This window comes from Blautia caecimuris, assembly GCF_024622975.1.
Taxonomy (GTDB): domain Bacteria; phylum Bacillota; class Clostridia; order Lachnospirales; family Lachnospiraceae; genus Blautia_A; species Blautia_A caecimuris.
Map to the genome: position 1 here is coordinate 133,416 of NZ_JANJZT010000004.1, position 13,132 is coordinate 146,547.

The following is a 13,132-nucleotide window of genomic DNA, read 5'->3' on the forward strand; positions in this document are numbered from 1 at the left end:
GGGGCAGGATATGGTATGCTAGGAACACTTGATACGTACCGGTTTTTCGGAACCGGCACTGTCTTGACAAATATAAAGAAAGAAGGTGAAGCTGTGGTTGAGTTAGATCAGTTCAAGAGTATTCTTGCAACATACACAGAACCATTAGTGGAAGTGAGGGATTCACTTTGACCTGGCTAATAAAGAAAAGCGGGTTGAAGAATTAGAGCGCGAGATGGAAGCGCCGGATTTCTGGGATGATGCAGAAACATCTCAGAAAAAAATGAAAGAATTAAAAAGCATGAAGGACGACATGGAAACCTATCATAATCTGGTGACGCAGATGGATGATATGGAAACTATGATCGAGATGGGGTACGAAGAAAACGATCCGGATCTGATCCCTGAAATTCAGGAGATGCTGGATGAGTTCCGTACTGATTTTGATAACATCAGAGTAAAAACACTTCTCTCAGGAGAGTATGACAGTGAAAACGCCATTATCAAGCTGAATGCCGGAGCAGGAGGAACGGAGGCCTGCGACTGGTGCGGAATGCTGTACCGTATGTACAGCCGCTGGGTGGACCGCAAAGGTTTTACTATGGAGGTGCTTGATTATCTTGACGGCGATGAGGCAGGTGTAAAATCTGTTACTTTCCAGGTAAACGGAGAGAATGCCTATGGCTATCTGAAATCCGAGAAAGGCGTACACCGTCTTGTGCGGATCTCTCCGTTTAATGCAGCAGGTAAGCGTCAGACTTCTTTTGTATCCTGTGACGTTATGCCGGATATCAAAAAAGACCTGGATGTGGAGATCAATGATGAAGATATCCGTATTGATACCTACCGAAGCAGCGGCGCCGGCGGACAGCATATCAATAAGACCTCTTCTGCCATCCGTATCACACATTTTCCTACAGGAATCGTGGTACAGTGTCAGAACGAGCGTTCTCAGCATATGAACAAGGATAAAGCGATGCAGATGCTGAAAGCAAAACTCTATCTTCTGAAGCAGCAGGAGGCGGAGGAAAAGCTTTCCGGTATCCGGGGAGAGGTAACGGAGATTGGCTGGGGTAATCAGATCCGTTCCTATGTTATGCAGCCATATACTATGGTGAAGGATCACCGTACAAACGAAGAAACCGGAAATGTGGATGCAGTGATGGACGGAGGCATTGATCTGTTTATCAATGCATATCTGAAATGGATCGCTCTGTCAAAGAAAGCGGAGTAATATAGTAACGTTCACAGTAGCTTATGCTCCTCTCTTTATGAGTGCCCTGCAAAAAATACTTGCAGACTGTACTCAGGTGTGATAACATATCCCTCGTAGGAAAACAGGTGTCTTTTTGAAACGGACATCCCTTCGGGGGATATCTTTTTATCACATACAGGAGAAAGGACATGGAAAAAACAACAGAAAAAAATAAATATTATGTAGTAAAAGAAAGGGCGGTTCCTGAAGTACTTTTGAAGGTAGTACAGGCAAAGCGCCTCCTTGATTCGGAAAAGGTCAGTACGGTTCAGGAGGCGGCAGAGCAGACAGGGATCAGCCGCAGTTCTTTTTATAAATATAAGGATGATATTTTTCCTTTTCATGAACAGGCAAGGGGAAAAACAATTACCTTTATTATACAGATGGACGACGAGCCCGGACTTTTGTCCGCAGTTCTTCAGACTATAGCAAAGTTTCACGGAAATATTCTTACCATTCACCAGAGTATTCCCATTAACGGAGTGGCCACGCTGACTTTAAGTGTGGATATCCTACCGGGAAGGGGAGATGCAGAGGCTATGGTGGAGGATATTGAGAGAACTGAAGGTATTCATTATCTGAAGCTTCAGGGAGGAGAATAGCCGGACCATCGAACAGAAAAGGCTGTTGCGAAGCAGCGTAAAAGCAGAAAACAGCCGGAAGAAACTTATATGGGAGGAAGATATGGTAAATATAGCAGTATTAGGATACGGCACAGTAGGCAGCGGTGTCGTTGAGGTTATCAACACAAACCATAAGAGCATTAATAAAAGGGCCGGCGCAGAGATCAATATCAAATATGTACTGGACCTCAGAGACTTCCCGGGAGATCCTGTTCAGGAGATTCTGGTTCATGATTATGAGATCATTGCCAATGATCCGGAGGTAGATATCGTTGTTGAGGTTATGGGAGGCATTGAACCTGCATATACCTTTGTGAAGCGTGCGCTGGAGGCCGGGAAGAGTGTATGTACCTCTAACAAGGCTCTTGTTGCAAAACATGGTCCGGAGCTTATGGAAATTGCCCGTCAAAAAGATATTAATTTCCTGTTTGAGGCAAGCTGCGGAGGCGGTATTCCCATTATACGTGCTCTGAATTCCTCTCTTACAGCAGATGAGATCGATGAGATCACCGGAATCCTCAATGGAACAACAAACTATATGCTTTATAAAATGAGCACAGAAGGCTCTGAGTTTGATGCGGTTCTCAAAGAGGCTCAGGAAAAGGGATATGCAGAGGCGGATCCCACAGCGGATGTGGAAGGCTATGATGCATGCCGTAAAATTGCCATTCTTTCTTCACTTGCCTATGGAAAATTCCTTAATTATGAAGAAATTTATACGGAGGGCATTACAAAGGTTACACCGGAAGATATGGAGTATGCGGCAGAGCTGGGAATGACAGTCAAGCTTCTGGCAACCAGCCGTAAGGTAGGAAATGATTCTTTTTATGCGATGGTAGCTCCGTTCCTTCTGGGCAAAAACAGTCCGCTGTACAGCGTCAACGGAGTATTCAACAGTGTGTTTGTACATGGAAATGTTCTTGGCGACGCCATGTTTTATGGAAGCGGCGCAGGCAAGCTGCCAACAGCAAGCGCTGTTGTGGCTGACGTTGTGGACGAGGCAAAACATCTTCACAGAAATATTATGACAAACTGGACCAGCAGACCGCTTCATCTGATGGAGCTGGATCAGGTTGCGGGAAGATTTTTTGTACGGGTAAAAGGAGCTACTGTAGAGCAGGTGGAGGAAGTATTCGGAAAGGTCGAGATCGTTAATCTGAAAAAGCTTCCGGGAGAGTTTGCATTTGTGACTTCTGTGATGAAGCAGGCTGAATATAAAGAAAAAGCAGCCCGTCTGAATGGAAAAGTGGTTTCCATGATTCGTGTAAAAGACTGAGCTGAAGTGCACCTGAGACAACGGGCAGCCGGGAGACAGTACTCAGAAGTGTACCTGAATGTCTGGAAATAACAGGCAGCGAGGAGGTAATTATGAAATATGTTGTGGTTTTGGGAGACGGAATGGCGGACTGGCCAATGGAAAGTCTGAATGGCGGAACACCCCTTTCCTGCGCCGTTACCCCATGTATGGATGAACTGGCGGGAATGTCCGAAATCGGAACTGTTTCCACCATACCTGAAGGAATGGCGCCGGGAAGTGATACGGCAAATCTCTCGGTGATGGGCTATGATCCCAGGAAATATTACACAGGGAGATCTCCTCTGGAGGCTCTGAGCATCGGAGTGGATATGAAGGAAAGCGATGTGGTTTATCGCTGCAATCTTGTGACTTTGACAGAGGAGGATGTTCCTTATGAGGAACAGAGAATTCTGGATCACAGCTCCGGAGAGATCAGTACAGAGGACGCGGCAATTCTTCTCAGAGATGTGTGCCAGGAGCTGAAAAATGAAAACTGCAGTTTTTATGTGGGAACCAGCTATCGTCACTGTCTTGTGTGGGAAAATGGAAAAAATCTGGAGCTTACACCGCCTCATGATGTGCTGACACAGAGGGTCGGAAATTATCTGCCGGAGGATGAAATGCTTTTGTCCATGCAGAAAAAAAGCTATGAGATCCTGAAGGCTCATCCGCTGAATCGGAAACGGAAAGAGCAGGGACTGAACCCGGCAAACAGCTTCTGGTTCTGGGGCGCAGGCACAAAGCCCATCCTTACATCTTTTGAGAAGATCTATCACAAAAAGGGAGTGATGATCTCTGCTGTGGATCTTCTGAAGGGAATTGCAGCGGGAGCAGAAATGGACTGCAGGATCGTGGAAGGAGCAAACGGCGGGCTTCATACCAACTATGAAGGGAAAGCCCGGGCTGCGGTAAAGGCTCTGACAGAGGAAGGTTACGATTTTGCGTATATTCATGTGGAAGCGCCGGATGAAATGGGGCATCAGGGAAGCGTTGAACGCAAGATCCAATCCATAGAATATCTTGATCAGAGGCTGATACGCCTGGTGAAAGAGGGACTGGACGCATCGGGAGAGGATTACCGGATGCTGATCCTTCCGGATCATCCTACGCCTGTGAAGGTGCGGACACATGTGGCAGAGCCGGTACCGTATCTTCTTTATGACAGCACAGCTCCCCGGAGCCACAACTGGCATTATAATGAAAAGGAAGCACTGGAAAGCGGAATCAAAGTAGAACACGGCTGGGATATGATGAAATATCTTTTCGGAGGAAAATTATGTTAATTGTAAAAAAATTCGGAGGCACCTCGGTGGCAAATAAAGAACGTATTTTTAATGTTGCCCGCAGGTGTATCGAGGATTATAAAAATGGAAATGATGTAGTAGTGGTGCTTTCTGCAATGGGAAAGTACACAGATGAGCTGATCGCCATGGCGCAGGATATCAGTGAAAAGCCGCCAAAGAGAGAAATGGATATGCTTTTTACTATCGGAGAACAGATGTCTGTAGCTCTTATGAGCATGGCAATGGACAGCCTGGGCGTTCCGGCGGTATCCCTGAATGCTTTTCAGGTAGCTATGCATACCACAAGCGTATATGGCAATGCCAGACTGAAACGAATTGATACAGAGCGTATCAGAAGAGAGCTGGACAGCCGTAAGATCGTTGTGGTAACCGGATTCCAGGGGATTGATAAATATGATGATTATACAACTCTGGGAAGAGGAGGCTCTGATACCACGGCAGTTGCCCTTGCGGCAGCTCTGCATGCAGATGCCTGTGAGATATATACAGACGTGGACGGAGTTTATACAGCTGATCCCCGTAAAGTGCCGTCAGCAAGAAAGCTGAAAGAAATCACCTATGATGAAATGCTTGATCTGGCAACACTGGGAGCGGGAGTGCTTCACAACCGTTCTGTGGAAATGGCTAAAAAATACGGTGTACCTCTTGTGGTACGTTCAAGTCTGAATACAAGTGAAGGAACTGTTGTAAAGGAGGAAGTAACAGTGGAGAGAATGCTGATCAGTGGAGTTGCCCTTGATACAGAGGCAGTGAGAATTGCAGTAATTGGTCTGAAAGATGTGCCGGGCGTGGCGTTTAAGCTTTTTGATGTTCTTGCAAAGAAAAATATTAACGTTGATGTGATTCTGCAGTCCATCGGACGTGCAGGAACAAAGGACATTTCCTTTACAGTGGACGGAAAGGATCTGGATGAGGCTGTGGCAACTCTGGAAGAACACCAGGCAAGACTGGGATATAAAGAAATCCATTCAGAGAGAAATGTTGCAAAGCTTTCCATCGTAGGAGCCGGTATGATGAGCAATCCGGGCGTGGCGGCAAAAATGTTTGAAAGCCTGTATAATGAAGGGGTAAATATTAACATGATCTCCACTTCAGAGATTCGTGTGACCGTTCTCATTAATGAAAAAGACGGCATCCGGGCAATGAATGCAGTACACGATGCCTTTAATCTGGCAGACTGAAAGAGCAGGAACTGTCTGATCTGCATAGAAGAAAAATCTTCCGATCCTGTTACAGTATATTTTGACATAAAGGACAAAAACATACATGAAACACAGATAAAATTGTGAAAAAATACTGGAAAAAACTTCTGGATTCAGATATAATGGGGAAAATGACCAATGGAGGATCAATCTATGAGGAAAAAGTATCTAGCATTTCTGCTTGCCGGATGCATGACTGCCGGTGTTCCCTCAATGGCTTGGGCGGCAGAACAGACAACAGAAGCGGCTGCGGAAGAAACATCAGGCGGGGAGGCTGCTCCGTCAGAGGAAACAGCAGCGGTTCAGACAGCGCTTGGTACAGATGTTTACAGTTTTCAGGCAGAATATGCAGGTAATCTCATACAGCTTCCTGTGAAATATGAAGATTTTACAGTTCTTGGATGGACGCTCAGTAAAAATGACAGTCCGGATACCATGGTTCCCCCAGGATCATATACAATGGTGACATTTAACAACGGTGAAGCAAGCGTTTATGCAGATATGATGAATTTCGGCATTAATGAGGCGGCTGTTTCCGACTGCCTGGTAGCCGGCATCAAGTTTGACATGAGCTGGGGTGACATTGATCTGACTGCCAATCCGGTGAAGCTTCCGGGCGGTATTTCCATGGGAGTTTCCAATGTGGACGATATTAAAGCAGCATATGGAGAACCATGCGATACCTATGATTCAGATCTCTATACAAAAATGACTTACCAGAAGGATACCTATGAACGTGTGGAGCTTTATGTTTATAAAGAAACCAATACACTTCTTCAGGCTGATATCAGGAACTTTAAAGAACCGGAAGGTTTCGATAAAGGCAGTGTCAGTACAGAAGTACCGGAGATTGTGACAAATTATCAGACTCCGGCAGCTCTGGGAAGTGATTTTATGGATCCGGAAGTAGAGTTCATGGGAAATCTTTATCGGCTTCCGGCTCCTGTTTCCGCCTTTCTGGATAACGGCTGGGAAATGAAGGATGTGGCAGAGGATGCCTTTGTAGAGGGAGTCGGCCTGGAATTTATTGATATGATGAAAGATAACCAGACCGTGAGTTTTTCCGTTTATAATCTGACAGAAAATGCAACCTCTGTTGAAAACTGCTTTGTGACAGAACTTGATTTTGGCTCCTATGACCCGGAGGTTCTTGCGCTGAAGCTTTCAGAGAATATTACTCTTGGCGCTGATAAGAGTGAACTGATTGCAAAGGCCGGAGAGAGAGGATACCTTTACGAAGACGAAGACAACTATCTTACCATTTATCCTGATAAGGATTCGAAACTGGAACATTCGGTACAGTTCTGGTTTAACGAGGAGGAAAGTACCACAAAGGTTGCAAGTATTACGGTTCATCACGAAATGGACGAAGAATAGTATATCTGGCCGCTTATCTGATTTGATCGGATAAGCGGTTTTCCTGTGGTGAAGAAGAACTGCAGCTTTCATGGGACCGGGACAAAACTTTCGCAAATCGTAAAAAAATATCGACACTTTTATTAATTCGTGCTAAAGTATCTAAATAGCAGAAGAAAGAGAGGGTTGAAAATGATTGGAAACAGACGTTACTGGAAAGCCTGTGCAAAGCAGTTTTTAAGTGGAAAATGGGGAATTGCCATTCTGGCAATGATGGCGGCACCGGCATTAAATACAATAGGAACAATGGCTGCAATTAAACTTTTTCCCGGAGATTCCTTTCTGGCATGGCTTCTGGGAGAAGCTTTTCTGTTTATTGTTTCTCTGCTTTCCATGGTGATCAGTACAGGATATAATTTTATGCTTCTGAACATGGCCCGTGGACGGGAGTACAGATTCGGAAATCTGATCTATATGTTTAAAAAAGGATCAGACGGAGTATTGTCGGCTGCCCTGATCATGGCGCTGATCGATACGGTTCTTATGATTCCCTTTTATTATATGGTAAACATGACTGCTCCGGCAGCAGAGACAATGGAAGCGGTGCTGGAATGGAGTCAGCCGATTATGTACAGTGCGCTGGCAGCAACAGTTCTGGGAGTTGTGATTAAACTTCCCTTTGCCATGGCATTTTATATCCTTGCAGATAATCCGCAGATGAAGGGGAGAGAGGCTCTGAAAAAAAGCGCGTCTCTGATGAAGGGACATATGATGCAGTATCTTGTGCTGCAGATCAGCTTTATTCCTCTGATGTTTCTTTCCATACTGTTTCTGTATGTGGGCTTATTGTGGGTAATGCCATATATATACGCCACAAATACTATATTCTATATGGATGTGACCGGAGAGCTGAAAGAAACTCATAAAAAACATATGCATGAGGTGGCAGACTGGATTCCGAAAGAACTGGAAGATACTGCTGCAGATAAAGAGTTACAGGAACAGCGCACAGGAGATGATTATAATTCAGAGGCGTAGATTCTGATAAAAATATTTTCGTGAGAAATAGATGCGAACAAAACAACTGGAGGAAAATATGGATATTATTCAGATAATTACAAAGGAGCTGAGTGTAGAAAAGTGGCAGGTGGAAGCTGCGGTGAAGCTGATCGATGAGGGCTGCACCATTCCGTTTATTTCCCGTTACCGTAAGGAAGCAACAGGTTCCTTAAATGACGAGCAGCTTCGTTCTCTCCATGAGAGACTTCTGTATCTGAGAAACCTGGAAGATAAGAAAAATCAGGTGATCGGAAGTATTGAGGAGCAGGGAAAACTGACGCCGGAGCTGAAAAAACAGATTCTTGAAGCCCGGACACTTGTGGTTGTAGAAGACCTGTACCGTCCGTACAGGCCGAAACGGCGTACCCGGGCTATTATTGCAAGAGAAAAAGGACTGGAGCCGCTGGCAAATATCCTGATGCTTCAGATGACAGATAAAGCGCCTGAAAAAGAGGCTGAAGCTTTTGTATCCGAAGAAAAAGGCGTTGCAGATGTAAAGGCTGCCCTTGACGGAGCAAAAGATATTCTGGCAGAGCATATTTCTGATGAGGCAGATTACAGAATTTATATCCGTAAGCTGACCGCACAGAAGGGAACCGTTGTTTCTTCTGCCAGAAAGCCTGAGGAAAGCTCTGTATACGAGATGTATTATGAGTTTGAGGAGCCGGTGAAAAAGCTTGCAGGCCACAGAGTTCTTGCGCTGAACCGTGGAGAAAAAGAAAAGATCCTTACCGTAAAGATCAATGCGCCTGAGGAAGAGATCCTGGGATGGCTTACCCGTCAGGTGATCAAAAAGGACAATCCCAAGACGACTCCTGTTCTGAAAGAGGTTGTGGAGGACAGCTACAAGCGTCTGATCGCTCCGGCCATTGAACGTGAGATCAGAAGTGAGCTTACAGAAAAAGCAGAAGACGGAGCCATTCATGTATTTGGAAAAAATCTGGAGCAGCTTCTTATGCAGCCGCCGATCATGGGCAAGGTGGTTCTGGGATGGGATCCTGCCTTCCGTACCGGATGTAAGCTGGCAGTAGTGGACGCTACGGGAAAGGTCCTGGATACAACAGTGATCTATCCTACAGCTCCTACTTCTGAGGCCAAGATCCGTGCAGCAAAGGACACACTGACAAAGCTGATCAGAAAATATAATATTTCTCTTATCTCTCTGGGCAACGGAACAGCATCCAGAGAGTCAGAACAGATCATTGTGGAGCTTCTGAAGGAGATCCCGGAGCAGGTTTCCTATGTGATCACCAACGAGGCAGGAGCTTCTGTATATTCTGCAAGTAAGCTTGCCACAGAGGAATTTCCTAATTTTGATGTAGGGCAGAGAAGCGCGGCTTCTATTGCAAGAAGGCTTCAGGATCCTCTTGCAGAGCTTGTGAAGATCGATCCGAAATCCATTGGCGTGGGACAGTATCAGCATGATATGAACCAGAAGAAGCTGGGAGAAGCTCTTGGCGGAGTGGTAGAGGACTGTGTAAATAAAGTGGGCGTGGATCTGAACACGGCTTCCGCCTCCCTTCTGGAGTATATTTCCGGAATCAGTAAGGCCATTGCAAAAAATATCGTGGCATACAGAGAAGAAAACGGTCGTTTTAACAGCAGACGGGAGCTTTTGAAGGTGGCGAAGCTCGGACCGAAAGCATTTGAACAGTGCGCCGGCTTTACCAGGATCACAGGCGGCAAAAATCCTCTTGATTCTACAAGCGTACATCCGGAAAGCTATGAGGCGGCTCAGAAGCTTCTGGAAAAAATGGGATTTACCACTGAGGACATTGCCGGAGGAAAGCTCAGCGGAATTTCCCGTAAGATCAGCGATTATAAAAAACTTTCAGAAGAGCTTGGAGTGGGTGAGATCACACTGAGAGATATTGTGAAAGAACTGGAAAAACCGGCAAGAGATCCCCGTGAGGAGATGCCGAAACCGGTTCTTCGTACCGATGTTCTTGATCTGAAAGATCTGAAAGAGGGAATGATCCTGAAGGGAACCGTAAGAAATGTGATTGACTTCGGAGCCTTTGTAGATATCGGAGTTCATCAGGACGGTCTTGTGCATATTTCAGAGATCAGTGAAAAGTATATCAAGCATCCTCTGGAAGCTGTCAGCGTTGGTGATGTAGTTGACGTCCGCGTACTGGGGGTTGATATGAAGAAAAAACGTATCAGCCTTTCCATGAGAGGAATTAAATAAAAAGATAACATGGATTGAGATAAAAAATGCCTGCACTTCAAATTGAAATGCAGGCTTTTTTTTATCAGCTTAACAGTGCGGAATCGTTGGAAAATTCCTGACCGCTTGCTTTTTCAAACTGATCCAGAAGATTTCTTACAGTCAGTTTTTTCTTTTCTTCTCCTTCAATATCCAGAATGATCTTTCCTTCCATCATCATGATCAGTCGGTTTCCGTGATTGATGGCATCCTGCATATTGTGGGTGATCATCATTGTGGTCAGGTGATCACGGTTGACGATCATATCTGTGATCTCCAGAACCTTTGCTGCGGTTTTGGGATCCAGAGCAGCAGTGTGCTCGTCCAGAAGAAGAAGCTTTGGCTTTTTCAGAGTTGCCATCAGAAGGGTAAGAGCCTGTCTCTGACCTCCTGACAGCAGACCGACCTTGGAGGTAAGTCTGTCTTCAAGACCGAGACCGAGAACTTTCAGAAGCTCCCGGTATTCATCCCGTTCTTTTCGGGTGATTCCCGGACGGAGAAAACGTGTTTTGCCCCGGCGCTTTGCCAGCGCCAGATTTTCTTCAATTCCCATGGTTGCAGCGGTTCCCGTCATGGGATCCTGGAAAACGCGGCCGAGATATGCGGCTCTTTTATGTTCGGAAAGCCTGGTAACATCAGTGCCGTCAATAAGGATCTGGCCTTCGTCTACCATCCAGGTTCCGGCTACTGCATTCAGCATGGTGGATTTTCCGGCTCCGTTGCCTCCGATCACGGTAACGAAATCTCCCTCCTTTAAGGTAAGGGAAAGTCCGTTAAGGGCCAGTTTTTCATTTATGGTGCCGGGGTTGAAGGTTTTATATAAATTTTTCAGCTCAAGCATTTGTATTACCTCCGCGTTTCATTGGTTTTGCAAAATACTTTGCTTTCCAGTAAGGAACTGCAAGAAAAACAGCAACCACAAGTGCGGACAGAAGCTTCAGAAGATCTGTGTCGATTCCCATCCAGATCACTGCCTGAAGAACCAGGTAGTACAAAATGGAACCAAGAGCCACACTGAAAAGACGGAGCGCAAAGTTGCGGAATATTTTTCCGAAAACAGCCTCTCCGATGATGACGGCTGCCAGACCGATCACAATAGCGCCGCGGCCCATATTCACATCTGCAAAGCCCTGATACTGGGCAAGAAATGCGCTGGAGAGAGCTACAAGACCATTGGAGATCATAAGTCCCAGAACCTTGGCGAAATCCGTGTTGATGCCCTGAGCTCTGGACATATTTGGATTACAGCCTGTGGCGCGGAGAGAGCAGCCGATTTCCGTTCCGAAAAACCAGTAGAGAACAGCAATCAGGATCACAATAAAAACAGCTACGATCAGAATGGTGTTCTGATAAAAAGGTACGTCCTTTATATTTCTCAGAGATACCAGAAGATCATACTTACTGGAATTGACTGCCTGATTGGCTTTTCCCATGATCTTGAGGTTTACGGAATAAAGTCCAAGCTGAGTCAGGATTCCGGCAAGGATTGCGGGAATCCCCATAACTGTATGGAAGATTCCAGTGGCAAGTCCGGCCAGCATTCCGGCTCCTGTGGCAGCCAGCATGGAAACCCAGATGTTCTGGCCGCTCATCAGCATCATGATGCACACTGCGCCTCCGGTACACATGGTACCGTCAACTGTCAGATCGGCAACATCCAGAATACGGAAGGTGAGATATACGCCGATGGCCATAATGCCCCAGATCAGTCCCTGGGCAGCGGCTCCGGGAAGGGCGTTTATTAAACTCATAATATCCATGGGGAACCTCCTGGCTTATTCTTCAGCAGCGATGGCTTCGTAGTCATCCGGAATTTCCAGTCCAAGCTCTTCGCAGATTTCCGGGTTATATTTTTTGGTGAAATTCGGTGCGTATTCCACAGGTATTTCAGCAACATCTTCTTCGCCCTTCAGAATTTTTACAGCCATTTTTCCTGTGGCAGTACCGAGATCATAGTAGCTGATAGAAAGTGTGGCAACGCCGCATCCGCTGCAGATACCTTCTTCACCTGCGATTACCGGAACCTTTTCCGGAAGGCAGATATTGTTAATGATCTCAGCATTGGAAGCTGCTGTGTTGTCTGTGGGAACATAGATCACATCGCTTTCGGAAGCCGCTGTGGTGACAACGGAAGAAAGATCGTTGGAATCAGAAAATGCATAATATTCACAGGTATATCCCAGCTTTTCAAGTTCTTCCTTCACAGTGTCCACCTGATACTGGGAGTTGGGTTCAGCAGAGCAGTAGAGAAGTCCTACATTTTTTGCATCCGGGAACAGCTCGTTAAGCATAGCAGCCTGCTGATCAAGAGGCGCAAGGTCGGAAGTGCCGGAAATGTTTGTTCCTACCGTACCGTCGAAATCATCAAGATCCAGAGCAACGCCGTATTCTGTAACAGCAGTGCCCAGTACCGGAATATCTTCAGTTCCTGCGGCTGCTGCCTGAAGAGCGGCAGTTGCATTAGCCAGAATCAGATCCATATCATTAGAAACAAAATTATTGATAATAGTAGAACAGGTATTGGAGTCGCCCTGTGCGTTCTGTTCGTCAAAAGTAACCTTGTCACCGAATTCTTCTGTGAGAGCGTCTTTAAAGCCCTGTGTGGCAGCGTCAAGAGCCTCATGCTGAACCAGCTGACAGATGCCCACATTATAGGTGTCATCAGCAGCCATTACAGGTATGCTGCAGGTACCGGCAGCCATTACAGCGGAAAGTGTTAAGGCAAAAATTTCTTTTTTCATAATATATATCCTCCTTTTATTCCATTTGTGTTTAACTGTACAGAGAGAAGATTTACTTCTCTGCTTTTAACTTCTAAAGTATAACGCTTTAACGCTAAGAAGTCAAG

Annotated in this window: 11 protein-coding genes; 8 read left to right on the forward strand and 3 right to left on the reverse strand. The window is 45.8% G+C overall.

What is annotated here, in order from left to right; translation table 11 throughout:
• The first annotated feature begins 93 nt into the window (after positions 1-93).
• The 8 genes from prfB (at position 94) to NSA57_RS04425 (ending at position 10,266) form a co-directional block, all read left to right on the forward strand.
• Positions 94-1,213 (forward strand): peptide chain release factor 2 gene (prfB, locus tag NSA57_RS04390; protein ID WP_390427230.1). Its coding sequence is split into 2 segments (ribosomal slippage): positions 94-156 and positions 158-1,213, totalling 1,119 coding nucleotides; the frame shifts between segments, so codons are not numbered across the junction.
• A 170-nt stretch (positions 1,214-1,383) separates the two neighbouring features.
• On the forward strand, positions 1,384-1,836 hold the full coding sequence (locus tag NSA57_RS04395; protein WP_138270079.1) for an ACT domain-containing protein: 453 nt from the start codon (positions 1,384-1,386) through the stop codon (positions 1,834-1,836).
• 82 nt (positions 1,837-1,918) lie between these two features.
• Positions 1,919-3,133 (forward strand): homoserine dehydrogenase, encoded by a 1,215-nt coding sequence (locus NSA57_RS04400; RefSeq protein ID WP_022067284.1) that lies wholly within the window; start codon positions 1,919-1,921, stop codon positions 3,131-3,133.
• Positions 3,134-3,225: 92 nt separating this feature from the next.
• A complete protein-coding gene (locus tag NSA57_RS04405) occupies positions 3,226-4,437 on the forward strand; it encodes a cofactor-independent phosphoglycerate mutase (RefSeq protein WP_257464123.1) in 1,212 nt (403 codons plus the stop codon).
• Positions 4,431-5,639 (forward strand): aspartate kinase, encoded by a 1,209-nt coding sequence (locus tag NSA57_RS04410; RefSeq protein ID WP_257464124.1) that lies wholly within the window; start codon positions 4,431-4,433, stop codon positions 5,637-5,639. Before NSA57_RS04405 ends, NSA57_RS04410 begins: the two co-directional genes overlap by 7 nt.
• A gap of 174 nt (positions 5,640-5,813) precedes the next feature.
• A complete protein-coding gene (locus NSA57_RS04415; RefSeq protein WP_257464125.1) occupies positions 5,814-7,037 on the forward strand; it encodes a hypothetical protein in 1,224 nt (407 codons plus the stop codon).
• 171 nt (positions 7,038-7,208) lie between these two features.
• Positions 7,209-8,054 (forward strand): DUF975 family protein, encoded by an 846-nt coding sequence (locus NSA57_RS04420; RefSeq protein ID WP_022067280.1) that lies wholly within the window; start codon positions 7,209-7,211, stop codon positions 8,052-8,054.
• Positions 8,055-8,112: 58 nt separating this feature from the next.
• Positions 8,113-10,266, forward strand: a complete 2,154-nt coding sequence (locus NSA57_RS04425; protein ID WP_147598487.1) for a Tex family protein — start codon at positions 8,113-8,115, stop codon at positions 10,264-10,266.
• A 64-nt stretch (positions 10,267-10,330) separates the two neighbouring features.
• On the opposite strand, the gene NSA57_RS04430 is transcribed toward NSA57_RS04425, so the two are convergent.
• From NSA57_RS04430 to NSA57_RS04440, 3 genes are read right to left on the reverse strand one after another with little or no spacing between them, the layout of a single operon-like run.
• Positions 10,331-11,125 (reverse strand): ABC transporter ATP-binding protein, encoded by a 795-nt coding sequence (locus NSA57_RS04430; RefSeq protein ID WP_022067278.1) that lies wholly within the window; start codon positions 11,123-11,125, stop codon positions 10,331-10,333.
• Entirely contained in the window at positions 11,118-12,044 is a 927-nt protein-coding gene (locus NSA57_RS04435; RefSeq protein ID WP_173751908.1) for an ABC transporter permease, read from the reverse strand. The genes NSA57_RS04430 and NSA57_RS04435 overlap by 8 nt, the downstream gene beginning before the upstream one ends.
• A 15-nt stretch (positions 12,045-12,059) precedes the next feature.
• A complete protein-coding gene (locus NSA57_RS04440) occupies positions 12,060-13,025 on the reverse strand; it encodes an ABC transporter substrate-binding protein (protein WP_257464126.1) in 966 nt (321 codons plus the stop codon).
• Between the last annotated feature and the right edge of the window lie 107 nt (positions 13,026-13,132).